This is a genomic window from Streptomyces sp. NBC_00554 (assembly GCF_041431135.1).
Classification (GTDB): domain Bacteria; phylum Actinomycetota; class Actinomycetes; order Streptomycetales; family Streptomycetaceae; genus Streptomyces.
The window spans coordinates 823,485-847,658 of the sequence record NZ_CP107799.1; the positions used below are offsets into that span (position 1 = coordinate 823,485).

Annotated in this window: 25 protein-coding genes; 12 read left to right on the forward strand and 13 right to left on the reverse strand. The window is 70.2% G+C overall.

Annotated features, from left to right (window positions below; translation table 11 throughout):
* Window positions 1–36: 36 nt before the first annotated feature.
* Window positions 37–1,629 (reverse strand): oxidoreductase, encoded by a 1,593-nt coding sequence (locus tag OG266_RS03820; RefSeq protein WP_371542693.1) that lies wholly within the window; start codon window positions 1,627–1,629, stop codon window positions 37–39.
* A gap of 177 nt (window positions 1,630–1,806) precedes the next feature.
* Here OG266_RS03820 and OG266_RS03825 point away from each other — a divergent pair, with 177 nt between their 5' ends.
* The 3 genes from OG266_RS03825 (at window position 1,807) to OG266_RS03835 (ending at window position 4,145) form a co-directional block, all read left to right on the forward strand.
* Window positions 1,807–3,156: a cytochrome P450 gene (locus tag OG266_RS03825; protein ID WP_371542695.1), complete on the forward strand. Its 1,350-nt coding sequence runs from the start codon at window positions 1,807–1,809 to the stop codon at window positions 3,154–3,156.
* Between the two features lie 75 nt (window positions 3,157–3,231).
* A complete protein-coding gene (locus tag OG266_RS03830; protein ID WP_266471921.1) occupies window positions 3,232–3,594 on the forward strand; it encodes a DUF1304 domain-containing protein in 363 nt (120 codons plus the stop codon).
* Window positions 3,591–4,145, forward strand: a complete 555-nt coding sequence (locus OG266_RS03835; protein ID WP_266471923.1) for a TetR/AcrR family transcriptional regulator — start codon at window positions 3,591–3,593, stop codon at window positions 4,143–4,145. The genes OG266_RS03830 and OG266_RS03835 overlap by 4 nt, the downstream gene beginning before the upstream one ends.
* A gap of 7 nt (window positions 4,146–4,152) precedes the next feature.
* On the opposite strand, the gene OG266_RS03840 is transcribed toward OG266_RS03835, so the two are convergent.
* Window positions 4,153–5,010 carry a hypothetical protein gene (locus OG266_RS03840; RefSeq protein ID WP_371542699.1) on the reverse strand — a complete coding sequence of 286 codons (858 nt, stop codon included), beginning with the start codon at window positions 5,008–5,010 and terminating at the stop codon, window positions 4,153–4,155.
* A 67-nt stretch (window positions 5,011–5,077) separates the two neighbouring features.
* Window positions 5,078–6,025 carry a GlxA family transcriptional regulator gene (locus OG266_RS03845; protein WP_371542702.1) on the reverse strand — a complete coding sequence of 316 codons (948 nt, stop codon included), beginning with the start codon at window positions 6,023–6,025 and terminating at the stop codon, window positions 5,078–5,080.
* 70 nt (window positions 6,026–6,095) lie between these two features.
* Here OG266_RS03845 and OG266_RS03850 point away from each other — a divergent pair, with 70 nt between their 5' ends.
* On the forward strand, window positions 6,096–7,046 hold the full coding sequence (locus OG266_RS03850; protein ID WP_371542705.1) for an NADP-dependent oxidoreductase: 951 nt from the start codon (window positions 6,096–6,098) through the stop codon (window positions 7,044–7,046).
* 90 nt (window positions 7,047–7,136) lie between these two features.
* Here the strand turns inward: OG266_RS03850 and OG266_RS03855 are convergent, their stop codons facing one another.
* Window positions 7,137–8,243: an NAD(P)-dependent alcohol dehydrogenase gene (locus tag OG266_RS03855; RefSeq protein ID WP_371542708.1), complete on the reverse strand. Its 1,107-nt coding sequence runs from the start codon at window positions 8,241–8,243 to the stop codon at window positions 7,137–7,139.
* A gap of 67 nt (window positions 8,244–8,310) precedes the next feature.
* Window positions 8,311–9,768, reverse strand: coding sequence for an aldehyde dehydrogenase (locus OG266_RS03860; RefSeq protein ID WP_371542711.1), 1,458 nt, complete (start codon window positions 9,766–9,768; stop codon window positions 8,311–8,313).
* A 147-nt stretch (window positions 9,769–9,915) separates the two neighbouring features.
* On the opposite strand from OG266_RS03860, the gene OG266_RS03865 reads away from it, so the two are divergent.
* Entirely contained in the window at window positions 9,916–10,353 is a 438-nt protein-coding gene (locus OG266_RS03865) for a MarR family transcriptional regulator (protein ID WP_326718693.1), read from the forward strand.
* Between the two features lie 253 nt (window positions 10,354–10,606).
* Complete coding sequence (locus OG266_RS03870; protein WP_371542713.1) at window positions 10,607–10,987, forward strand: anti-sigma factor antagonist; 381 nt, start codon at window positions 10,607–10,609, stop codon at window positions 10,985–10,987.
* On the opposite strand, the gene tuf is transcribed toward OG266_RS03870, so the two are convergent.
* On the reverse strand, window positions 10,968–12,161 hold the full coding sequence (gene tuf, locus OG266_RS03875) for an elongation factor Tu (protein WP_371542716.1): 1,194 nt from the start codon (window positions 12,159–12,161) through the stop codon (window positions 10,968–10,970). The two genes, OG266_RS03870 and tuf, sit on opposite strands and share 20 nt — an antisense overlap.
* Before the next feature lie 93 nt (window positions 12,162–12,254).
* Window positions 12,255–13,208 (reverse strand): ribose-phosphate pyrophosphokinase, encoded by a 954-nt coding sequence (locus OG266_RS03880; protein ID WP_266471943.1) that lies wholly within the window; start codon window positions 13,206–13,208, stop codon window positions 12,255–12,257.
* 260 nt (window positions 13,209–13,468) lie between these two features.
* Between OG266_RS03880 and otr(A) the strand changes: the two genes are divergently transcribed.
* The 4 genes from otr(A) (at window position 13,469) to OG266_RS03900 (ending at window position 18,359) form a co-directional block, all read left to right on the forward strand.
* Window positions 13,469–15,328 (forward strand): tetracycline resistance ribosomal protection protein Otr(A), encoded by a 1,860-nt coding sequence (gene otr(A) / locus OG266_RS03885; protein ID WP_371542720.1) that lies wholly within the window; start codon window positions 13,469–13,471, stop codon window positions 15,326–15,328.
* 315 nt (window positions 15,329–15,643) lie between these two features.
* Window positions 15,644–16,294: a DUF4230 domain-containing protein gene (locus OG266_RS03890; RefSeq protein ID WP_371542722.1), complete on the forward strand. Its 651-nt coding sequence runs from the start codon at window positions 15,644–15,646 to the stop codon at window positions 16,292–16,294.
* Between the two features lie 108 nt (window positions 16,295–16,402).
* Entirely contained in the window at window positions 16,403–16,969 is a 567-nt protein-coding gene (locus OG266_RS03895) for a VanZ family protein (RefSeq protein WP_371542725.1), read from the forward strand.
* A gap of 139 nt (window positions 16,970–17,108) precedes the next feature.
* A complete protein-coding gene (locus tag OG266_RS03900; protein WP_371542727.1) occupies window positions 17,109–18,359 on the forward strand; it encodes a ricin-type beta-trefoil lectin domain protein in 1,251 nt (416 codons plus the stop codon).
* Between the two features lie 75 nt (window positions 18,360–18,434).
* Here the strand turns inward: OG266_RS03900 and OG266_RS03905 are convergent, their stop codons facing one another.
* The 4 genes from OG266_RS03905 to OG266_RS03920 form a co-directional block, all read right to left on the reverse strand.
* Window positions 18,435–18,812 carry a peptidase inhibitor family I36 protein gene (locus OG266_RS03905; protein WP_266471951.1) on the reverse strand — a complete coding sequence of 126 codons (378 nt, stop codon included), beginning with the start codon at window positions 18,810–18,812 and terminating at the stop codon, window positions 18,435–18,437.
* On the reverse strand, window positions 18,809–19,540 hold the full coding sequence (locus tag OG266_RS03910) for a hypothetical protein (protein WP_371542732.1): 732 nt from the start codon (window positions 19,538–19,540) through the stop codon (window positions 18,809–18,811). The genes OG266_RS03905 and OG266_RS03910 overlap by 4 nt, the downstream gene beginning before the upstream one ends.
* Before the next feature lie 3 nt (window positions 19,541–19,543).
* A complete protein-coding gene (locus tag OG266_RS03915; RefSeq protein ID WP_371542735.1) occupies window positions 19,544–19,957 on the reverse strand; it encodes a hypothetical protein in 414 nt (137 codons plus the stop codon).
* A 213-nt stretch (window positions 19,958–20,170) separates the two neighbouring features.
* A complete protein-coding gene (locus tag OG266_RS03920; RefSeq protein ID WP_266471956.1) occupies window positions 20,171–20,407 on the reverse strand; it encodes a hypothetical protein in 237 nt (78 codons plus the stop codon).
* A gap of 113 nt (window positions 20,408–20,520) precedes the next feature.
* Here OG266_RS03920 and OG266_RS03925 point away from each other — a divergent pair, with 113 nt between their 5' ends.
* Window positions 20,521–21,558, forward strand: a complete 1,038-nt coding sequence (locus tag OG266_RS03925) for a PHP domain-containing protein (protein ID WP_266471957.1) — start codon at window positions 20,521–20,523, stop codon at window positions 21,556–21,558.
* Window positions 21,559–21,901: 343 nt separating this feature from the next.
* Complete coding sequence (locus OG266_RS03930; RefSeq protein WP_371542739.1) at window positions 21,902–22,861, forward strand: SDR family NAD(P)-dependent oxidoreductase; 960 nt, start codon at window positions 21,902–21,904, stop codon at window positions 22,859–22,861.
* Between the two features lie 44 nt (window positions 22,862–22,905).
* Here the strand turns inward: OG266_RS03930 and OG266_RS03935 are convergent, their stop codons facing one another.
* Window positions 22,906–23,739, reverse strand: a complete 834-nt coding sequence (locus OG266_RS03935) for an alpha/beta fold hydrolase (protein WP_371542742.1) — start codon at window positions 23,737–23,739, stop codon at window positions 22,906–22,908.
* Between the two features lie 123 nt (window positions 23,740–23,862).
* Window positions 23,863–24,105, reverse strand: a complete 243-nt coding sequence (locus OG266_RS03940) for a hypothetical protein (RefSeq protein WP_371542745.1) — start codon at window positions 24,103–24,105, stop codon at window positions 23,863–23,865.
* Window positions 24,106–24,174 lie beyond the last annotated feature (69 nt).

Consider the following 24,174-nt stretch of genomic DNA (forward strand, 5'->3'; position numbering starts at 1 on the left):
TCTGATCGGCGGCCGTGCTGCCAGGCCCCGGTGAGGTCAAGATCTGCGGAGCATGCGGTTGGCGCCGGCGGCGGCCGTCGTCGCGAGCAGCCAGCCCAGGCAGACCAGCACGACGGTCGCCCATTGCAGCCCGCCACGGGGGCTGAACGCCTCCTCCTGCCCGAAGTCGACGAGCGGGATCACCAGGTCGAAGGTGTAGATGGCGGCCTGGAAGTGGGGAGGTTTGCCCGGGTCGAGCGCCTGCGGAGGCCATCGCGTGAACAGCAGGATTCCGCTGAGCATGATCGCGCACAGCCACCACACGGCACGCATCGGCCGATAGCCGTATCCGACGGTGACGTCCTGGAGCCCGCTCCACACCCGCCCCGGCCACGGCAGTGTGCCGCGCAACCGCCGCTGCTTGGCGAGCAGCACCGTGCGCGCGTCGGCGTCGTGGCCGTGCAGGCCGTACGCTGCCGCGAGCTGCTCGTACGGCTGCGGGGTGAAGCCCTCCGGATCGCGGGTGAGCAGGGGAAGCCGCTGCACCGCCGGGAGTTGGGGCAACAGGCTGTCGTACAGGACACCTTCGAGGCGGACCGTGCTCGGCCAGCTCTCCGGTGCGCCGCGCAATATCGTCACCCGGGTGTGACTGAGGTCGACGGTGCCGCGCACGGGTTCCCGGGGGCGCAGGGCGAGTTCGGAGGCCGTGGAGCGGCGGCAGGTCAGGGCGGGGGTCCCCGCCGGTACGTCGATGACCGCGTCGTGGAAGGAGACCCGGCTGCGCACGGTGATGCTGCTGAGCGTGACCCTGCCGCGCGCGGTGAACCCGTCACAGCAGTTGAACACCGCGCCCACGTCGATGCCGTGGGCGCGCAGGGCCGGTCCGTGATCCGCGGCGAGCGAGGCCCCTTCGAAGAGGGCGCCGCCGCCCACCCGGGCGTCGCACAGGTCGACGGTGCCTTCGGCGACGAGCCCGCCGCGGCAGTTCAAGTCCCCGCCTATGTGCAGCCTGTTGGCCTTGAGCGCGTTCCCCTCCGGGTTGATCAGCTCGGCGCGCTTGAGTACGACGCTGCCGCGCACCGAGGTGTCCCGCAGGTCCGTGCAGCCGTCGACGCGCAGCCCCCAGCCTGCCTGGATGTCCCCGCCCACCGTGGCGCACACCAGTTGCAGGGCCCCTTCACCGCGGCGTTCACCGCGCCCGGTCAGATGGCTGTTCTCCACCTGCAGCGTGCCACCGATCGAGGCGCCGTAGAAATCCATCGGCCCCTCGACCCGGCACCCGGCGATCTCGCACTTCCCGCCGATCGTCACTCCCACCGCGGACAGGGCGGGCAGTACGCAGTCACGCATCTCCAGGGCGCCCAGCGAGGCGCCGTCCAGGCAAGGAGCGTGCTCGAAGCGGCAGTTGCGCAGCCGTAGGGTGCCCGCGACGACGGCCTCGGCCAGGTCGAGCCGCCCGGTGATCCGCACGTCCCTGAGCCTCAGTCGCGGCAGATGTCCCGGCTCGGGCGGCGGCGGGGCGAGCAGCAGCCTCCGTACGACGGACGCCCTGACCTCGCCCCCGTCCGTGTACCACTCCCCCCTGCGGAAAGCGGCCCACATCCCCCGCTCACTCCCGCTCCACCCAGCAGGCGCGAGGCTGCCCGACACGTCAACTCCCTCTCCGGCTACAGAAGACGGCTGCATCGCTACCCGGCAGGCGCACACGGCAACCCGGGCCGCGCCGGCCCCGGCGGCAGAGTGGCCAACAACACGTATGGCGCCGGGGGCAGGTAGGGAAGTCATGTGAGCGCCATGATCACTGCGAAGAGGAGTCACTGAGCCGTCGTGACAATCACTGCGCCTCCCCCCATACCCAGGGCGGCGGGTTCGCTCCCGCTGCTGGGTCACGCGACCCCCCTCATGCGCGACAACCTCGCTTTCATCGCCTCGCTGCGAAGCTATGGCCGCCTGGTCGAGATCCGTATCCCCAAGCCGATGATCGTCGTCAACGACCCCGTGCTCATCCGCACCATGCTGGTGGACCTCGGACCGACCCTCGACAAGGGCCGGTTCTTCGAGAAGATGGGCCAGTTGCTGGGTGACAGTGTGGTCACCGCAGCGGGCTCCGAACACGTCCGCAAGCGCCGCCAGTTGCAGCCCGCCTTCCGGCACGCCGAGATCACCCGGTACGTCGACCTGATGCGTGAGCAGGTGACCGCCACGACGGCCGGCTGGAAGCCGGGCGAGGTGCTCGACGTGCGCGAGGTGATGGTCAAGCTGTCCCTGGACATGCTCGCCGCGACCGTCTTCTCCTCCAGCATCGACAAGGAGGCGTTCGACCAGCTGCGCCGCGACCTGTCCGTCGTCATGAACGGCGTCGGCACCAGGATCATGCTGCCGGACTGGGCGGAACGTCTGCCGCTGCCCGCCAACCGGCGCTTCACCGCGGCCCGCGACGCCGTCCGGGCCACCATCGGCGGCGCGGTGGACAAGCTGCGCGACTCCGGCCGCGACACCGGCGACATGCTGTCCCTGCTGCTGAACGCCGAGGACGAGGAGACCGGTGAAACGCTGACCGGCCATCAGATCTGTTCGGAGATCCTGACGTTGGCGGTGGCCGGCACGGAGACCACGGCCTCCGTCCTGTCCTGGGTGCTGTACGAACTCGCCCGCAATCCCGGGGTCGGGGAGAAGGTCCACGCCGAATTGGACGGGGTCCTCGGGGACCGTCCGGTGACCTTCGAGGACCTCACGCGGCTCCCCTACCTGGGCCGGGTGATCATGGAGGCCCTCCGCCTGCACCACACCGGCTGGCTCGTGACCCGCCGGACCCTGGACGTGACCCGCATCGGCGAGTGGGAGATCCCGGCCGGAACCGAACTGGCGTACTGCCAGCACGCCCTGCACCGGGACCCCGAACTCTTCCCGGATCCACTCAAGTTCGACCCCGACCGGTGGCTGGACGAGAACCAGGCACGACTCGCGGAGGGGGCGTTCCTGCCCTTCGGCGCGGGCAAGCACAAGTGCATCGGAGACCGCTTCGCCCAGTCCGAACTGACCACGGCGATCGCGACGATCGTCCGGGACTGGCGTCTGGAGCTCACCCCGGGCCAGACCGTCCGTCCCGTGGCCCGGGCCACCGTACGACCGAGCACCCTGCTGATGACGGCAAGTCCTCGCGTGGCAGCCGCGTGATTTTTTGGACAGGTGTCCAGCTATAGTGGACACCTGTCCAAGATTTGCCTGACTGAGCAGTGGGGATTGCCGACGATGGAAACGGTCGCGAACGTACTGGTGGGCCTGGTGGCCGCGCTGCACGCGTACATCCTGGTCCTGGAGATGTTCCTGTGGGAGCGCAAGCCGGGGCGCGGTCTGCACGGCTTCGACGCCGAGATGGCGCGGGCGACGGCGCCGCTGGCCGCCAACCAGGGCCTCTACAACGGGTTTCTCGCAGCGGGCCTGGTGTGGGGGCTGATCGCCGCGGATCCGACCGGCTTCCGCGTGCAGGTCTTCTTCCTGGTGTGCGTGGTCGTCGCCGGTGTGTACGGATCGGTGACCGCGAACCGGCGCATCCTCTTCGCGCAGGCGCTGCCGGGCGCGCTCGCCCTGGCCGCCGTCCTCGTCGCGCGGTGACCCCGCAGGACCCGCGGGCCGCCCGCACCCGGGCGAAACTGCGGCAGGCGCTCCTGGAGGAGTGTGCCGAGCACCCGCTGGAGGAGGTCGGCGTCGCCGCCCTGGTGCGGCGGGCCGGGGTCGGCCGGGCCACCTTCTACGTGCACTACGCCGACCTGGAAGCGCTGGCCGTCGACGCCTGCGCCGATGTCGTACGGGAGGCCGTGGACGCGCTGCACGCGTGGCGCGGCCGGCCCGATCCGGTGTCCGCGCCGCCCGCCCTGCTCGCGTTCTTCGCCGGGCTCCCCCCGCACGCCACCCTCTACCGCGCCCTGTTGAGCCCGGGCGGCGGCGGCCCGCTCGGCCGCGTACTGCACCGGGATCTGCGCGCCCGCAGCCTCGCCGAGCGCACCCTCGTGGGTGCGCCCGACGCCCCGCTCGTCGCCTCCGCCGTCGCCGCCACCTTCGCCGGGGTCCTGGCGGACTGGCTGCACGGGTTGCTCGACGCCACTCCGGACGAAGTCGCCCACCAGGTATGGCAGCTGCTCGTCGCACTGCACCGGAGCCGATGACGCCGGCCTACTTGCAGGCCACGAAGTCCTTCGCCTCGGGCCACGCCTCCACCCCGTCCGATGTACGCATGTACGCCGTCGCCTTGTCGTCCGTCAGCCAGAGCTGCCAGTCGTCGTAGCGGTATCCGGTGTCGTGCGCGCCGGCGGGCATGCGGACGTCACCGTCGTACGGGGCGGTGAGCATCTCGCCCTCCATCACCCCCTGCGGATCCCGCACGTACTGCCTGCTGTCCTTGTCCCGGCCCATCCCCAGGAAGTGCGCGCTCTCCCAGCCGCAGTGCTCGGCACCCTCGTAACTGGACAGCACGGTGGTGGCCACCCGGTGGCCGCCGCGGTCGGTCCAGATCTCCTCCGACGTCGAGTCGGTGAAGCTCGCGGGCAGTTCGGCGGGGTCGCAGGAAGCGTTCGTCTCAGGTCCCCAACCGGGGCGGTCCGGCTGGTCCTTGGCCACGACGACGGCCACCTTGGTCCTGCCTCCGACGTCGTACGAGAACAGGACACGGTCTCCCTGCTCGCTCTCGATCCGGTAGCCGTGGTCCGGCAGTTCGGGCTGCACCATGTCGAAGTACGCGTTGAGACCCTCCTCCGGCGTCGAGCCGCCCTCCCCCTTGCCCCAGCCATCGCCGCCACTCCCCCAGTAGATCTCACCGTCGCACTCCAGAGCCCGGCCGGCCGCGCCCAAACCCTCCTCGGCCTCCCGCTCGCTGCCGTCGGCGCTCTCCCGGAACGGCAGGTCCAAGCGCCCGGCGTACGGCGTGGCCGGCGGCGTTCCGGTGACCACTAGGTCGTCACGTATCCCCTCGTCGCCGCACCCCACGACTGTCAGCCCCAGCAGCATCACCGTCGCCGCGATTCGATTACGCATCCCCACCCCTGTCTGCCCGACTGCCGTTCCCTCCTCCGACGCCGGAGCAGCCGTGATCGTTCAGTGCCTAGCGGGCCGCTTGGAACGTACGCCGGTACGCCTGCGGGGAGACGCCTATCGAGGCGTGCAGGTGCTGGCGCAGGGAGGCACCCGTCGCGAAGCCGACCCGGCCGGCGATCTGGTCCACGGACAGGTCGCTCGACTCCAGCAGGTGCCGGGCCCGGACGACACGCTGCTGGATCAGCCAGCGGCCGGGGCTCAGGCCCACCTCGTCGTTGAAGCGGCGGGCGAAGGTGCGCGGGCTCATCCGGGCGTGCCCTGCGAGGTCGGCCAGGGCGAGGGGCTCGCCGAGCCGGGTCAGCGCCCAGTCGCGGGTGGCGGCCGTGCTCGTGGCCCCGGCCTCGGGTACCGGCTGCTCGATGTACTGGGCCTGGCCGCCGTCCCGGAACGGCGGGACGACGCAGCGGCGGGCGACCGTGTTGGCGAGTTCGCTGCCGTGGTCGGTGCGCACGATGTGCAGGCAGACGTCGACTCCGGAGGCCGCGCCGGCGGAGGTGAGGATCCGGCCGTCGTGGACGAAGAGCACGTCCGGGTCGAGGTCGACCTGCGGATACTCGGCCCTGAAGCGGTCGACGACCTGCCAGTGGGTGGTGGCGCGGCGGCCGTCGAGGAGACCGGCGGCGGCGAGGACGAAGGCGGCCGTGCAGATCGAGACGATGCGCGCGTCCGGACGTATACGGGCGAGGGCGTCGGCGATATCGGCCGGGAGCCCCGTCGGGATGTCCGGGGTCGACATGGAGGCGACCACGACCGTGTCCGCCGTTTCGAGAATCTCAGGTCCATGGTCCACGGCGACCGAGAAGTCGGCGTTGGTGCGCACAGGACGGCCGTCGACGGTGCAGGTCAGCACCTCGTAGCGACCGTCGGCCGCGCCGAAGATCCGGCTGGGGATGCCCAGCTCGAAGGGATAGACGCCGTCCAGCGCCAGGACCACCACTCGTTCCACATGCCGCATGGCACGATCTTATCGAAGATTGGCAATCTTGCCATTTTCCTGTCGGGCGGCACCGGGCAGGCTGAACGCCATGAGCACTGTGAACACCATGCGAGTCATCAGCCAGCACGTCCTCGGCGAGCCCGAGGTCCTCGAAGTGATCGAGGTGGAACGGCCCGAGCCGAGGGCCAACGAGATCCTGATCAAGGTGCATGCCGCCGGGGTCAACCCGACCGACTGGAAGCACCGCTCCACCGGTGGCTTCCTCGGCGAGCCGCCGTTCGTCCTCGGGTGGGACGTCTCCGGCGTGGTCGAGGCCGTCGGCGTCGGCGTCGCCCGCTTCAAGGCCGGCGACGAGGTCTTCGGGATGCTGTCCTACCCGTGGGGCCACGGCTCGCACGCCGAGTACGTCGCCGCCCCGGCCCGCGCCTTCGTCCTCAAGCCGGCCGGAGTCGACCACATCCAGGCGGGCGCGCTGCCGCTGGTCTCGCTGACGGCGTGGCAGTCGCTGGTCGAGACGGCGGACGTCCAGCCGGGCCAGCGCGTGCTGATCCACGCGGCGGCCGGCGGCGTCGGGCATGTGGCCGTGCAGATCGCCAAGGCGCGGGGCGCGTACGTGATCGGTACGGCGAGCGCGGGCAAGCACGACTTCCTGCGCGAGATCGGCGTGGACGAGGCGATCGACTACCGGGACACCGACTTCACCGAGGCGGTGAAGGACGTGGACGTCGTCCTGGACACGATCGGCGGCGACAACTCGGTCCGCTCCCTGCACGTCCTGCGGCCGGGCGGGATCGTGGTCTCGATCCTGCCGGTCGGCTCGGACGACTTCTACGAGGAGGCCGAGCGGCTCGGCGTTCGGGCCGTCCGCCTGCTCGTCGACGCCGACCGCGCGGGTATGCAGGCGATCGCGGAACTCGTCGACGCGGGGAAGCTGCGCGCGGCGATCGCCGGGACGTTCCCGCTGGCCGATGCCGCCAAGGCGCACGCGCTCGGCGACACCGGCCGGACCGCGGGGAAGCTGGTGCTCGTCGTCAGCTGACGGCGTTCGCCGGAAGTCGACGGCTGAGATCGTTCGCCGGAAGTCGTCGACTGAGATCGTTCGTCAGTAGTCGTCGGCTGAGGGCGTTCGCTAGAAGGTCAGCACGGGCTTGATGGTCTTGCCCGCGCTCATGTCCCGCACCGCCTGATCGATGTCCGCGAACGGATAGGTGCTGATCAGGCGGTGCAGCGGCAGCCGGCCTTCCTTGACCAGCTGGACCAGGGCCGGGATGACCGTCTGCGTCTCGCTGTCGCCGAGGGTGAGGCCCACGATCCGCTTGCCCGAGAGCAACCCGTTGACGTCCAGGGCGACTTCGGTGCCGAAGGGCGGGGCCCCTACGACGACGAGGGTGCCGCGTGCGGCGAGCGCGTCGACGCCCTTGCGCAGGACGGCGACGCTGCCGGTGGTCTCGATGACGCCGTCCGCTCCCTGGCCGTCCGTCAGCTGCGCGATCGCGTCGTCGACGTCGGCCTCGCCCGCGTTGACGGTGTGGGTGGCGCCCAACTCCTTGGCCAGCGAGAGGCGTTCGCCGACCCTGTCGACGGCGATGACCCTGGCCGCCGGGGTCATCGCCGCGGCCATCACCGCCGAAAGGCCGACGGCTCCGGCACCGAGGACGACGAGCGTGCTGCCCGCTCGCGGCTTCAGTACGTTCCAGACGGCACCCACACCGGTCTGCACCCCGCAACCCAGCGGGGCGATCGACTCCAGCGGCACGTCCGGGTCGACCTTGACGAGGCTGCGCTCGTCCACCAACGCCCGTTCCGCGAAGGACGACTGCCCGAAGAAGTGACCGCCGAGCGGCGCCCCGTCGCGGCTGATCGTGCTGGTGCCGTCGGCGCGCCGGCCGCCGATGAGGTTCAGCGGCAGCCATGTCGCGCAGTAAGCGGGGTGCCCGTCACGGCAGTTGTGACAGCCGCCGCAGGAGGTGAAGGACAGGACGACATGGTCGCCGGGTGCGACACCGGTGACGTTCGGGCCGACGGCTTCGACGACTCCCGCGCCCTCGTGGCCGAGGACGCCGGGGAGCGGGAAGGGCAGACCGCCGCTCGCCACGCCGAGATCGGTGTGGCACAGGCCGGTTGCGACCATGCGGACAAGGGCTTCGCCGGGACCGGGCTCGTCCAGCTCGACGTCGGCGAGCGTGAACGGCGCTCCCCCGGATTCGACCACGGCCGCGCGGGTTGTGGTGGACATCGCGTGAACTCCTCTTCTTGCCTGTGTTCTTGCTTGCGTTCTTGCTTGCGTTCTTGCCTGCGCGCGCTCAGTCGAGCGAGACGACGACGGACTTGACCTTGGTGTAGGCGGCGAGCGCCTCGGGCCCGTACTCCCGGCCGAAGCCGGAGTCCTTGACGCCGCCGAACGGGACCGCGGGGTCGAGCATCGCCCAGTCGTTGATCCACACGATGCCCGCCTGGAGCCGGTCCGCGACGCGGTGGGCGCGGGCGAGATCGGTGGTCTGGATGCCCGAGGCCAGGCCGTACGGAGTGGAGTTGGCCAGCTCGACGGCCTCGTCCTCGGAGTCGAAGGGCTGCACCGTGAGGACCGGGCCGAAGATCTCCTCCTGGATGACGCGGGAGTCGTTCGCGAGGCCCGCGACGACGGTGGGCCTGTAGTAGTAGCCGCCGTCCAGGTCGAGACGCTCGCCTCCGCAGACGATGCGGGCGCCCTCCTTGCGTGCCAGCGCGACGTACTCCTCGACCTTCTGGAGGTGCTTCTCCCCCGCCATGGGTCCGACGACGGTCTCCGGGTTCCGCGGGTCGCCGACCGGTACGCCGGGTACCGCGTCGGCGAGGATGCCGAGGACCGTGTCGTACAGCGGGCGCGCGACCAGCAGCCGCGGGCCGCCCATGCAGAACTGCCCCGTGTTGAAGACGAAGCCCTTGATGACCGCGCCGATCGCCTTGTCCAGGTCGGCGTCCTCGAAGACGAGGTGTGCCGCGTTGCCGCCCAGTTCCATCGTGACGGGCTTGAGCGCCTCACCGGCGACACTCGCGGCGTACCGGCCGACGGCGGTGGACCCGGTGAAGGCGACCTTGTCGATCCCGGGGTTGCGCAGCAGCGCCTCGCCGGCGACCGGTCCGCTGCCGGTGACGACGTTCAGGACGCCGTCCGGGACACCGGCCCGCTGGAGCAGGCGGGCCATGTACAGGGCGCTCAGCGGGGTCTCGTCGGCGGGTTTGTGCACCACGACGTTGCCGGCCGCGAGGGCCGGGGCGATCTTGGAGCTGGACAGGATCAGCGGGAAGTTGAAGGGCGTGATCGCGGCAACCACGCCAAGCGGGCCGCGGCGTGTGTAGGCGAAGGCGTTGAGCGGGGTGTCGCGGGTGGCGCCGTCCAGGGTCTGGGCGAGGGCGGCGCAGTACTCGTACTCGTCGGCGGCGGTGAGGACGTCGACGGGGCGGCACAGGGAGAGGGGCTTGCCGACGTCCAGGCTCTCCAGCGCCGCGAGCTCGTCGGCGTTCTCACGGATCAGCTCGGAGACGCGGTGCAGCACCCGGCCGCGCTCTCGACCGCTCAGGGCGGCCCAGGGCCCGTTGTCGAAGGCATCCCGCGCCGCCCGTACGGCCGCGTCCACGTCGGCCGCGCCCGCCTCCGCGACGGTCGTGAACACCCCTCCCGTGGACGGATCGATCACGTCCGTACGCGCCCCGTCGGCCGCCTCGCGCCACTGGCCGCCGATGAACAGCAGCCCAGGGCTGCTCTCGAAGGTGGTCGTCATTGCCCACTCCTCAGCCTTGATCGCCTCGGCGCCAGTCGCCCCAGCATTGATCGCCAAGATTTCAACCAACAGGATTCCTGTTGGTCCACCGTCTGGTTCGCAGTCTCTTTACAGACAGGTTTCCTGTCAATGCCTTAGGCTGAACCCATGGTCGTCACCCAGGCAACGAAGGCACCCCCGTCGCTGCTCTACATGGTCAAGCAGGTGGAGCTCGTCGTCCGCTCACACCTCGACGAGCTCGTGAAACCGGCGGGGATCACTGCACTGCAGTACACCTCGCTCACCGTCCTGGAGCGGCACGACGGGCTGTCGGCGGCGCAGCTCGCGCGGGACTCGTTCGTGACGGCCCAGTCCGTGGCCGATGTGGTGCGGTCACTGGAGAACCGCGGACTCGTGCGCCGCGAGCGGAACCCCGGCAACCGGCGCGAACTCCTGATCCTGCTGACCGACCAGGGGCGCGAACTGCTCGCGCGGTACGCGGGGCCCGTCCGGGAACTGGAGGAACGCATGGTCCGGGACCTCACGACACACCAGACCGACCAGTTCCGCCAAGCGCTGTCCAAGGCCTGGCACGCGCTGTCGTAACTCAGGTACCGCAACTTGGAGGACACCGGCACTCAACCGGTAGGGCGACGCGCCGCGCAAATCGAAGACATATGTCAATCGAACATGCTGAAATTCACTCCACCGGGGGTAACTTGCAGGGCAAGGAACGGTTTTGCAACCACCAGTACCCCCGTGTCGCGTCTAGGATCACGGGCGCCGTCACCCCGGCCCCTGGTGACTTCGGACCCTGCGACGAGGAGTGGTTCTGCAGCCGGTTGGAGGTGATGCCGTCGTGGTGTACGACCCCGCGACACCCACCCGGCATCTGCGTGTCCACCGGCACCAGGGTCACACCGTGCTGGAACTGCACGGGGAGATCGACATCCTCGCGGCGGTGGAGATCACCCCGCTCCTGGACTCCGCGACGAGCGGCCCGGCACCGCAGATCGTGATCGATCTGCGGCCGGTCGAGTTCTTCGACTGCTCAGGGCTGCGCCTGCTGTACCGGGCCAGGCGACGCGTGCTCGCCCGGGACGGCCGGCTGCACCTCGTCTGCACCCAGCCGCTGATCCTGCGGATCCTCAAGGTGACCGGCCTCGTACACCTGCTGCCCCCGTCCGCGTCCCTCGACGAGGCACTCGGCCAGCCGGAGGCTACTTCCGGATCTTGGTGACCTGCCCGGCACCCACGGTCCTGCCGCCCTCGCGGATGGCGAACTTCAGCCCTTCCTCCATGGCGATGGGCTGGATCAGCTGGACATGCATGGTGGTGTTGTCGCCCGGCATGACCATCTCGTTGCCCTTGGGGAGCGTCACGACACCGGTCACGTCCGTCGTGCGGAAGTAGAACTGCGGGCGGTAGTTGTCGAAGAACGGTGTGTGCCGGCCGCCCTCGTCCTTGGACAGGATGTACGCCCGCGCCTCGAACTCCAGATGCGGGGTCACCGACCCGGGCTTGATGACGACCTGCCCGCGCTCGACGTCCTCGCGCTTCACCCCTCGCAGCAGCAGCCCGACGTTCTCGCCCGCCCGGCCCTCGTCGAGCAGCTTGCGGAACATCTCGATGCCCGTGACGGTGGTCTTCGTCTTCTGCTCGTGGATGCCGATGATCTCGACCTCGTTGTTGACCTTGAGGATCCCGCGCTCGATGCGGCCGGTGACGACCGTGCCGCGACCGGTGATGGTGAAGACGTCCTCGATGGGCATCAGGAACGGCCGGTCCACATCCCGTACCGGCTCGGGCACGAACTCGTCGACAGCCGCGAGGAGTTCGAGGACCGACGCGCCCCACTGGGTGTCGCCCTCAAGGGCCTTGAGCGCGGAGACCCGTACGACCGGGACGTCGTCGCCGGGGAACTCGTACTCGGTGAGCAGCTCGCGCACTTCGAGCTCGACGAGTTCCAGGATCTCCTCGTCGTCCACCATGTCCGTCTTGTTGAGGGCGACGACGATGTACGGGACACCGACCTGCCGGGCCAGCAGCACATGTTCCTTGGTCTGCGGCATCGGGCCGTCGGTCGCCGCGACGACCAGGATCGCGCCGTCCATCTGGGCGGCACCGGTGATCATGTTCTTGATGTAGTCCGCGTGGCCGGGGCAGTCGACGTGGGCGTAGTGCCGGCGCTCGGTCTGGTACTCGACATGGGCGATCGAGATCGTGATCCCGCGCTGGCGTTCCTCGGGGGCCTTGTCGATCTGGTCGAAGGGTGTGTACGGGTTCAGGTCGGGGAACTGGTCGTGCAACACCTTGGTCATGGCCGCCGTGAGCGTCGTCTTGCCATGGTCGATGTGACCGATGGTGCCGATGTTGACGTGCGGCTTGGTCCGCTCGAATTTCGCCTTCGCCACTGCAAGCCCTCCTGATCACCTGGGTGACGCCGAGCGTTGCTGTGCGTTGCTCCCTGGCTGAGCGACAGCAGGAAGTCTCGCTACTACTCCGGTCTATTCGTTCTCAGGCGTGTCGAACAGGGCGCTGACGGACTCACCGTTGTGAATGCGCCGCACGGCCTCGGCGAGCGCCGGGGCGATGGACAGGATCCGCAGCTTCTCGGTGTGCTCCTCGGCCGGGATCGGCACGGTGTTCGTACAGACGATCTCAAGGACGTCGGGCTGGTCGCTGAGCCGCTTGAGCGCGCCCGCCGCGAACAGACCGTGGGTGCAGGCGACCCGGATGGAGCGCGGACCCAGCTCCCGGAGCCGCTCGAGGAGTTCGAGAACGGTGCTGCCCTTGGCGATCTCGTCGTCCAGCACGATGACATCCCGGTCGGTGACCTCACCGATGACGGAGCTGATGCTGACCCGGTCGTCGGCGAACCGCTGCTTGGCACCGGCGGCCACCTGGGCACCGATCAGCCGCGCGAAGTGGGCGGCCTCCTTGGCGTTGCCCAGGTCAGGCGAGACGACCGTCGTACGCGACAGGTCGTAGTGGCGGAAGTGCGCGGCCAGCTCCCGCAGCGCGTGCAGATGGTCGACCGGGACGGAGAAGAACCCGTGCACCTGCGGGGAGTGCAGCGTCATGGCCAGGACCCGGCTCGCCCCAGCGGCCACCAGCAGATCCGCGACCAGCCGCCCGCCGAGCGAGATCCTCGGCATGTCCTTCTTGTCCGAGCGGGCGTAGGAGTAGTGCGGCATGACCACGGTGATCCGCCCCGCGGACGCGCCGCGCGCCGCGTCGCACATCATCAGCAGCTCGACGAGGTTCTCCTGCACCGGCTTGACCAGCGGCTGCACCAGGAAGACATCGCGCTCCCGGCAATTGGACTGGAGCTGCACTTCCAGGCAGTCGTTGGCGAACCGGCTGGTCCGGCTCGGGCTGAGGGGCACACCGAGATGGGCGCAGACCTCAGCGGCCAGTTCGGGATGGGCACTACCGCTGAACACGGCGATGTCACGCACGGACGCTCCTCGCATGATCGAACAGGATGCGCCGCCGGTCGGCATGATCGATCCGGGATGCGTGCCTCATGCTACTGGCCCGCGCCGGGTGTCCCCACCGGGAGAAAACCGGTTGCGGAGGGTCACCGGGGACCCGCCATGATGATGGCGGCACCAGCACCCCTGCGAGCCCCTCGAACACAGGAGAGACGGAATGCGCCGATTCCTCGGAACTTCTCAGCGCCCCTACCGGACGACTGTTCTCGAGGACTCGACCACGCATGCACACCTTGAACATCGGAATTCTGGCCCACGTCGACGCGGGTAAGACCAGCCTCACCGAGCGGCTGCTCTTCGACGGCGGCGCGATCGACCGGCTCGGCAGTGTGGACGCCGGTGACACCCGGACGGACGACGGGGAGATCGAGCGGCAGCGCGGCATCACCATCCGCTCGGCCGTCGCCGCGTTCACCGTCGGGGACGTACAGGTCAATCTGATCGACACCCCCGGGCACTCCGACTTCATCGCCGAGGTCGAACGTGCCCTGAAGGTCCTGGACGGCGCGGTGCTGCTGCTCTCCGCCGTCGAGGGAGTCCAGGCGCAGACGCGTGTCCTGATGAGGACCCTGCGAAGGCTGCGGCTGCCCACGCTCGTCTTCGTCAACAAGATCGACCGGGCGGGGGCGCGGGAGGAGGAGCTGCTCGCCGACATCCGGCGCCGCCTCACGCCGTACGTCGTGCCCCTCACGGGGGTGCGGGACATCGGCACCCCCCGCGCCCGGGTCGTGCCGCGCCCGCTGGACGACACGGCGTCCGGCACCCTCGCCGAGGTCGACACGGGCGTGCTGGCCGCGGTCGTGGACGGGCCCGCGCCGACCGAGGACGAACTGCGCGCCGCGCTCGCCGCGCGGACCGCCGACGGGTCCCTGCACCCTGTCTTCTTCGGGTCCGCGGTGGGCGGGCAGGGAGTCGCCGAACTGGTCGGGGGTCTTGTCCGGCTGATTCCGCGCCCGGTGTACCCCGGCGCCGGCGAACCGCGCGGCACGGTCTTCGCCGTACGGCCGGGACCCGGCGGCGAGCGCACGGCTTATCTCCGGTTGTACGGGGGTGAGGTGACGCGTCGTCAGCAGTTGACGTTCCTGCGCCGTGAGGCCGACGGGCGGACGGCGCAGGTGTCCGGACGGGCACTGGGCCTGGAGGTGGTCGGCCGACCCGGCGCGGTGCCGCTCACACCGGGCAACATCGCCGCGCTCCGGGGCGTCGGAGGCATCCGCGTCGGCGACCGGCTCGGCGAAGTCACCGAGAGGGCCCCGCAGTTCGCGGCCCCGACGCTGGAGACGACGGTACGGGCGAGACACCCCGAGCAGGCGGCCGCGTTGCGCACCGCCCTCCTCGCCCTCGCCGATCAGGACCCGCTGACGCATGCCAGGCCCGCCGAGTCCGGCAGTACCGCGCTGCTGCTCTACGGCGAGGTGCAGAAGGAGGTGCTCTCGGCCACGCTGGCCCAGGACTTCGGCATCGAGGCCGAGTTCGAGCCGAGCCGGGTGCGGTTCCTGGAACGGCCGGAAGGCACCGGCGAGGCATACGAGGAGATTCAGCGGCACGGCGACAACCGGTTCTGGGCGACGGTCGGGCTGCGCGTCGAGCCCGGGCCGCACGGCTCCGGCGGCGTCTTCACGTACGAGACCGAACTCGGCGCCCTCCCCCGGGCCTTCCACCAGGCGATCGAGGACACCGTTCACGCGACCCTGCTCACCGGTCGGCAGGGCCGGCCGGTGACGGACTACCGGGTCACGCTGGTCCGTTCGGGATTCGCCGCGCCCATCAGCACGGCCGCCGACTTCCGCGGACTGACCCCGGTCGTACTGCGCCGCGCTCTGGAGCGGGCGGGGACCCGGGTGTACGAGCCTTACCACTCCTTCGAGGTGGAACTCCCGCTGGACGCACTGGCCCCGGTGACAGCTCGACTGGCCGCGTACGGAGCGGAGTTCAAGGAGACCACCGGAGGACGTACCGCCTGGCTGGTCACCGGTGAGCTGCCGGCCCGGCATGTGCGGGACGTCGAGCTGCGGCTGCCCGGGCTGACGCGGGGCGAAGGCGTGTGGTGGTCCCGTGCTTCGGGGGACCGGGTGGTCCGCTGAGGTGAGGGCCGGTGGCGCACGAGTGGCGTCCAGCTGATCCGGTCCGCGAGTAGACGCGGTGCGTCCTCGGTGTACGGCGAACCGCGGGGTGACCGGGTGCGCGCCGGGGTGCGGCCGGCCCGGGCCGGTCGCCTCACGCAGGGGCAAAAGAGGCCGGTAAGTGCCGTCCCGGGGCATGCGGTTCCCGACGCGCCGGTGCGTACACCCGCGCCGGACGCACCCCGCACCCCGGTCATCATCACCGGTTCTCCAACAGGTCGGCCTACCAAGGGATTTGGGGGGCATTCGGTTACCAGGGAAAGGAGGACCGTCGACATGACGACGTCCATCAAGCGCTTGCCCGGGTGGGCGAAAGTGCTCAGTGCGTTCGTGCTGGTGCTCGTGGTGCTGTTCGCCGGCCTGCGGCTCGCCGTACTGCCGGGGCTGCGCGATGTGTTCGGCACGGAGACCAACGACCGGACGGGCCCCGCGCTCCTCAAATCGATCCAGGACATGAGCCGTTACGACGCCGCGTCAGGCAACTTCCAGGTGGTCGTGGACCTGGAGAAGGACGCCAAGTACCTGCCCGACGCGCTCCGCGGCACCCGCACGCTGTACGTGGGGGCCGGCACCGTCGACGCATATGTCGACCTCGGCAAACTCGCCGACAAGGACGTGACGGTCAACGAGGACCGCACGTCGGCCACGCTCCGGCTGCCGCACGCCGCGCTGGGCAAGCCCGCGCTCGACCCCGATCGTTCGTACGCCGTCTCCAAGCAACGTGGTCTCCTCGACCGGATCGGCGACATCTTCTCGGACAACCCGAACGGCGAGCAGGCCGTGCAGAAGCTCGCGGTGAAGCACATCAGTGATGCCGCGAAGGACAGCCGCCTCACCGCGCGCGCCGAGGAGAACACCACCGGCATGCTCGAAGGCCTGCTGAGCTCGCTCGGCTTCAAGGAGGTGAACGTCACGTACGGCAAGTGAGCCGCGCCCTGGCGCAAAGCTCACCCGGCCGCCGTGCCGTTCGACATCGATTCCCCCAACACGGGTAGTCACCTTTATCCATCGGGCAGTTGAAACTTGGAGGATCGCATGCTCCGTACGGCGTTGCGCGCTCGTACCGCGAAGTCGGGTCGCAAGGCGCCGGCACCGGCACCGGAGAAGGGGCGGAAGCGGGGGCGGAGGTCGCTCCCCCTTCCCGTGCGGCTGTTCTTCATGCTGCTGGCCCTCGGGGGGATGGTGGCGTTCGCGGTCGTGCTGGCCCGGCTGACGCTGGAACCGTCCCCGGCGTCGGAGGCACTGATCCACACCAATCTGCACCCCGGCCGTTCCCTGAACGCGTATCTCAACCAGCCGGAAATGCGCGACGCCTTCAGGCAGATCGGCGGGAACATTCTGCTCGGGGTGCCCTTCGGACTGCTGCTCCCCGTGCTGTGGCCGAAGGCCCGGGGAGTCCTGCGGGTCCTCCTGCTGACCGCGGTGGTCATGCTGCTGGTCGAGCTGATCCAGGGAGCGGTCATCACCGGGCGGGCCTTCGACATCGACGACGTCATCCTCAACACGAGCGGGGCACTGCTGGGTTACCTGCTCCTCGGGCGCAGGCTCGGCAGGGCTGTGCACGGCGGTCGGCGCAAGCGAAACACTTCCACGAGCGACTGACGCGGCACTGTGAATAATTGGTCCGGACCAGAACCTTGACACCCCCTTACCTCACTTCTTAAATCAAGAGGCAAAGCATGTACCCCCCACCTCAGTCGGCCCGCCCCTCTCCCCGGGTCGCAATACGGAAGGGAGAGTCGTGGCTTCCCCACGCCTGCTCCGAAGATGCCTCTTTGCCGCTCTCTCCGCATTACTCGTCGCGTCTGCCGCCATCGCTCCCGCTCAGGCGGGTCCCGCGGCCGCCGATGACGTGACCGCCGCGGCCGTGGTGTTCCAGGACACCTTCGACGGCTCCGGCGGATGGGCCGTGGATCCCAACAAGTGGCAGATCGAGACCGGCGACAACGTCAACAACCACGAGCGGCAGATGTACACGGCCGGCGCCAACAACGCGGCGCTGGACGGCCAGGGCCACCTGGTCATCACCGCTCGTAAGGACAATCCGGCCAACTACCAGTGCTGGTACGGAAGGTGCGAGTACACCTCGGCCCGGCTGAACACCGCCGGCAAGTTCACCGCCCAGTACGGCCGTGTCGAGGCCACCCTGAAGGTTCCGCGCGGGCAGGGCATGTGGCCCGCGTTCTGGATGCTCGGCAACGACATCGGTTCGGTCGGCTGGCCCGCGTCGGGTGAGATCGACGTCATGGAGAACGTCGGCTACGAGCCGTCGACCATCCACGGCACGATCCACGGACCGGGATACTCCGGCTCGGCCGGCATCGGCGCCGGGTACACCCTGCCGAACGGCCAGCAGTTCGCGGACGGTTTCCACACCTTCGCGGTCGACTGGGCGCCGAACTCAATCAAGTGGTCGGTCGACGGCATCGTCTACCAGACGCGCACGCCCGCCGATGTGGGCGGCAACGCATGGGTGTTCAACAAGCCGTTCTACCTGATCCTCAACCTCGCGGTCGGCGGCTACTGGCCCGGCGACCCGAACAGCTCCACCGTCTTCCCGCAGTACCTCGTCGTCGATGAGGTGAAGGTGACGACGGGCACCACCTCGGGCACCGGGGTCCCGATCAGGGGCCTCGCGGGCAAGTGCGTGGACGTGGCCGGGGCCAGCTCGGCCAACGGCGCCGCCGTACAGCTCTACGACTGCAACTCGAGCGCCGCCCAGCAGTGGACGGTCGGCTCGGACGGCACGATCCGCGCCCTCGGCAAGTGCCTCGATGTCACGAGCGGCGGCACCGCGGACGGCTCGACCGTGCAGCTCTACGACTGCAACGGGAGTGCCGCCCAGCAATGGGTCGTCAGTTCGGCCAATGACATCGTGAACCCCCAGGCCAACAAGTGCCTGGACGTCACGGGCAGCAACTCGGCCAATGCCACACGTCTGCAGATCTGGACGTGCACCGGTGCGGCCAACCAGAAGTGGACGGTTGGCTGACAGACCGCCCCGGGCGGGCAGGCGGAGGGTCCGGCAGGGTTGCCCCTGCCGGACCCTCCGTGTTTCACCCCTCCCTCAGCAGCTCATGGCCCATGTGTGCGAGTCGCCGCGGTCGTTGGCGACGCCGTTGTAGCCGACCTCCTCGCCCGGGGTGAGGCAGATGGTCATGGCACCGCCCTGGTAGGCGTCTTCGTAGACCTTGACGTGATCCTTGACGCCCGGTCCCGAGATGCCGTGGTTGGCCCACGAGGAGTCCGTGTCGGCGATCCAGCTCTCCCACCAGCCGTCGTCCCCGGACCAGTTGGCTCGCTGACCGTCGAAGTTGGCGTTCTCCCAGACGCAGAAGTTGCCGCTGGGACAGTCCGCCGCGCCGGAGGGTGTGGCAAGGGCCAGTCCGCCCCCGAGGGCGAGGAGGGCGGCTGCTGCTGCGGTGGCGAGACGCTTGGCGATCATGAAGAGGTGTTGCCTTTCTTTTCGGTTACCCGGACGGTCCGCTCGGCGTACAGGGCCGCCGCGCGGTGCAGCGCGCGGGTGCGCAACTGCGTGTAGGTGGTCAACTGCTCGCGCCGTTCGGCGCGTACCTGGGCCAGCAGGGCCGGTTCCAGGCGGGCACGGAGCCGGGCGAGGCCGCTCTCGCGGGCGCAGCGCGCGGAGACGGCGGTGTCGGGGCGCTTGGGCCGGGGCCCGTTCGCCGGGGTGACGCAGCGGGTCCAACGGGCCGACGCGGCACCGTAGTCGGGGTCGCGTTTCATACGCTGCTGGGCCTCGGCGCGCAGGTTGTTCACCACGACCCTGGTGCGGAACCAGCGGCGCTGGTCCCCGTACAGCTCACGTTGCGCGGCGGCGAGGCAGCCGTCGGTGTGGGCGGTGACGGTGTAGCCGGTGGCGAGGGTGACGGAGAGTTCGGGGCGGCCGCGGCCGAAGAGGGCGTCCTGGAGTCGGCGGTCCTCCTGGCCGGACGGGCGCTCGTGGGCCGAGGCGTGCCGTACGGACAGCCCCTGGCGGGCCAGACACTCGTCCACGAGCACCCGTTGGGCCGTGTCGATGAGGTCGTCCTGGGCGCGTTCGGTGGTGGGCAGCGCGGGGGTGCCTCGCTCGGCGGACGGCGTGGCGCACCCGGCGAGCGCCAGCGTCGCCAGCACCGCGAGTGCGGTGGCGCGCAGCGTGCTGTGCGGTCGCACGGGTCAGCCGACCTCGCAGTTCATCGTGGTGTCGGCGACGCCGTCGAGCCGGGCGCCCCAGGGCCAGTTGTCGGCGAGGTCGTGGGCGCGGATCAGCCGGTAGTAGCAGGTGCCGCGGCCCCAGTCGATGGCGTACACGGCGGAATCCGCGCTGGAGCGGAAGGAGGCGGCCTTGTCGTGGAGGAACTCCGGGACGTCCATATAGCCGGGCGGTGTGTAGCACCAGGACGATCCGTGTTGCCCCGCGCCGGTCCAGAAGCAGACGTCCCCGGCCTGCGGAGCGCCGAGGGCGGTCACGGGTGCGGCTCCGGCGGCTGTCGAGGGGACGGCACCGGCCGCGGTCGCCGTGGCGGCGCCGCCCAGCAGAGCGGTGGCGGCGAGGGCGGCGGCTGCGGGCATGGCGAAGCCACGGAACATGGAGACTCCTGGTGGGAGGAAGCGACGCCGGGGCGGGTCCTGACCACCGGCAGGATCAACGTGCCCTCGTGAGAACGGGCGCATGCGCGGTTCCCGCCGAATGATGATCTTTGGTGGAGTGCGGGGTCATTCGTCCCATTCGCAGCTCACACCGGCGCGAAACCCGCAGGTCCGCGCGCTCCCCGGACGCCGGCCCGGACGCCCCGGCCGGTCCTAGTGCGGCATCCAAGTCAGCTTGTCGCCGCCCACCCAGCGCACCACGTCCGGGTCGTCGAGATCGTGCACCGTGATGCCGTAGGCCGCGGCCGTTGTCAGTACGTCGGTGAGCGCCCTCGCCTGGCCCACCACTTCGCCGTCGATCTCCATGATCCGGAACGGCGGCGTCCCCGGCTGTACCCCGAGCACCATGATCCGCGGGTAGGACAGGTGTGGGCTCGCGATTTCGGTCATGAGTCGAGCGTAGAACGGTTCCCCCCGGTCAGCGCTCCCGCTTCCCGGCGGCGGTGACCATCCGCCGTGCGGGGCGGCGGCGGCTGGGCAAGGCTTGGAGGAGGGAGGTGCCCATGGATCCCGTCGAGGCGCTGGACCGGATCGCGTTCCTGCTGGAGCGGGACCAGGCCCCCACCTATCGCGTACGTGCCTTCCGCACCGCCGAGGCCGTGCTGGCCGCGCTGCCCGAGGGCGAGGTGGAAGAGCGCGTGGCCGCCGGGTCACTGGAGTCGCTCAAGGGCGTCGGACCCAAGACGGCGCAGGTCGTGCGGGAGGCGCTGGCCGGTCAGGTGCCCGGCTATCTGGAGAAGCTCGAGCAGGCGGCCGGGGCGCCGCTCGCCCAGGGGGGTGAGGGGCTGCGGGCGCTGCTGCGTGGCGACTGCCATCTGCACTCCGACTGGTCGGACGGCGGCAGCCCGATCGAGGAGATGGGCAGGACCGCGGCGCGGCTCGGGCACGACTGGGCGGTGCTCACGGACCACTCGCCGCGGCTGACCGTGGCGCGCGGGCTGTCTCCGGACCGTCTGCGCGAGCAGTTGGCGGTGGTCGCGGAACTCAACCGGCGGTGGGCGCCGTTCCGGCTGCTCACCGGCATCGAGTGCGACATCCTCGACGACGGGTCGCTCGATCAGGAGCCGGAGTTGCTGGAGCGGCTCGATGTCGTGGTGGTGTCCGTGCACTCCAAGCTGCGCATGGACGCGAGGCCGATGACCCGCCGTATGGTCGCCGCCGTACGCAATCCGCTGGCGGACGTGCTCGGGCACTGCACGGGCCGCCTGATCACCGGGCGCGGACGGCCCGAGTCGGAGTTCGACGCGGACGCGGTCTTCGGGGCCTGCGCGGAGTCCGGCACCGCCGTGGAGATCAACAGCCGCCCCGAACGGCTCGACCCGCCGCGCCGGCTGCTGCGCCGGGCGGTCGACGCGGGCGTGCTGTTCTCCGTGGACACCGACGCGCACGCTCCGGGCCAGCTCGACTGGCAGATCCACGGCTGCGCGCGGGCCGAGGAGTGCGGGGTGCCGGCGGAGCGAGTGATCACCACGTGGACGGCGGACGAGCTGCTGTCCTGGACCAGGGACCGGACGACCCCGGCTCGCGTGAGCGGTGCCTGACGTCCGCCACCGCACGCCCACTCCCCGCATGACCACGGTGTACCCGCCGTGACACACGTCACCGGGTCCGTCCCCCTCCCCGGGAACACCTACCGGTAGTTCCCCGTTGAACAAACTGTGGGTGCGGATGGAACAGTGTCCCCGGGCCTAACCCTTCGCCCACAGGGAAGATCGTTCGGCTGAAGCCCTGTGGAGCCCCCGCCGAGAGGCGACCGCCGTCCGTGCCCACCACTGACGACCCCGACCGTGATTCCCCCGTCCGGTCGGGGTCTTTCCCATGCCCTCACCCGGGGGCGAGTGTCCCCTTGACTTCGAGTGCTCTCCAATTCGTAGCGTTCCGGGCATGACCACTGCACAGCACAAGATCGGTTCCGGTTTCGGCGCCCGGAGCACCGCCGACGAAGTCCTTCAGGGCATCGACCTCTCCGGAAAGCTCGCGATCGTCACGGGCGGGTACTCGGGCCTGGGCCTGGAGACGACGCGCGCACTCACCAAGGCGGGCGCCCGTGTCGTCGTTCCCGCGCGGCGCCCCGACGCCGCCCGTGCGGCGGTGGACGGCATCGAGGGTGTCGAGGTGGACGAGCTCGACCTCGGCGACCTCGACAGCGTCCGCGCCTTCGCCGAGCGCTTCCTCGCCTCTGGCCGCACCGTCGACATCGTCATCAACAACGCCGGGATCATGGCGTGCCCCGAGACCCGTGTCGGACCCGGCTGGGAAGCCCAGTTCGCCACCAACCACCTCGGCCACTACGCGCTCGTCAACCGGCTCTGGCCGGCGATCGCACCCGGCGGGGCGCGCGTCGTCTCCGTGTCCTCGGGCGGCCACCACAACTCGGCGATCCGCTGGGACGACCCGCACTGGAAGACCGGCTACGACAAGTGGCAGGCGTACGGGCAGGCGAAGACGGCGAACGTGCTGTTCGCCGTCCAGCTCGACCGCCTCGGTCAGGAGTCCGGCGTACGGGCCTTCTCCCTGCATCCCGGCGGTATCCTCACGCCGCTCCAGCGTCACCTTGCCAAGGAGGAGATGGTGGAGCGCGGCTGGATCGACGAGGACGGCAAGCTGGTGAACCCCGACGCCTTCAAAACGCCGGAGCAGGGCGCGGCCACTCAGGTGTGGGCCGCGACCTCGCCTCAACTGGCCGGTATGGGCGGGGTGTACTGCGAGGACTGCGACATCGCCGAGCCCGCTCCGGCGGACGGCGAGCGGACCGGCGTACAGGCCTATGCGATCGACCCCGAGCAGGCCGCACGACTGTGGGAGCTGTCGGCGGAGCTGACCGGGGTGAACGCGTTCGCGTGACGTTCGTACGGCGTCAGCCGAACGCCTGTCGCCTGCGTACGGCGTCAGGCGCGGGCCATGAACTCCCTCAGGTCCGCGGTCAGTTGCCCGGCGTGCGTGGCGAACAGGCCGTGGCCCGCGTTCTCGTAGACCTTGAGCGTGCTGTCGGGCAGCAGCTCCGCCGCCCGGCGGCCGGTCAGTTCCAGGGGCGCCGAGGTGTCGTGCGTGCCGTGCACGACGAGGACGGGCAGGCCGAGTTTGGGCAGTTCGGGGGCCACGTCCAGGGTGGCCACCAGGTTGCCCAGGGCTGCACAGGCGCGCGCGGTCGCTCCGAGGCAACGGTCGACCATCGACCGCACGTACGCGGCGGAGAGTTCGTTGCCGGGGAGGTCCAGGGCGAAGAAGGCGCGGGCGCCGTCCGCGAAGAAAGCGGCCCGGTCGCGCCGGAAGGTCTCGTTGCCCGCCCTGATGAGGTCCGGGTCGACGCCGCCCGGGTGGTCCGCCGACCGGACGATCCCCGGCACCATGCCGGCGACCAGCATCACCCCGGCCACCCGGTCGACGCCGTGCCGGGTCAGGCAGCGCACGACTTCGGCGGTGCCCAGGGAATGGCCGACCAGCGTCACGTCGCGGAGGTCGAGGTGCCGCAGCAGCCCGTCGAGATCGTCGGCCAGGCTGTCGAGGCCGAAGCCGCCCCAGACGTCGTCGGACCGCCCGTGCCCCCGCCGGTCGAGCCCGACGCACCGGTACCCCTCCTCGGCGAGCGGCAGCATCTGGTACTCCCACATCTCCGTGCCGAAGTACGAGCTGTTGACGAACACGACCACCGGTCCCCCGGCCGGACCGTAGTCGACGAAGTGCAGCCGGGCGCCATCGACGGGGCTCTCGAAGTACGGCATGGGAAACCTCCCGGAATCCGGTGTCGGGCGAGTCGAGTGGGTACGCCCTTCATGGTTCCGGGAGCTCCCGGCCGGGTCGATTACCTCTCGGGTCATGCCGCCCGTGAGAGCTCCCCGTCGAGGTCAGCCCGAGGACTCGCCGGGCTCGGGATCCTCGGGGTGGACGGTGTCCGAGCGCGGAGCGCCGCTTCTGCCCGTGCCCGCCTCGTCCGTGTCGGGGACGTCCGTGCCGGGCCCGGCGTCGCCGGGATCCGCCGAGGGAGCCGGGTCCCAGGGGTCCTCGCCATCCTGGACCTGCTGGTCCGGCATGTCCCGCGGGACCGGGTCGGTGTTCTCGCCGGGGCTCTCCGGCCGGTATGCAGTCATGTCGCACCCAATCATCAGCAGGTCGGCGCGGCCGGCACGCCCGGGCCGGGCCGTTGCCGACACGGCCCG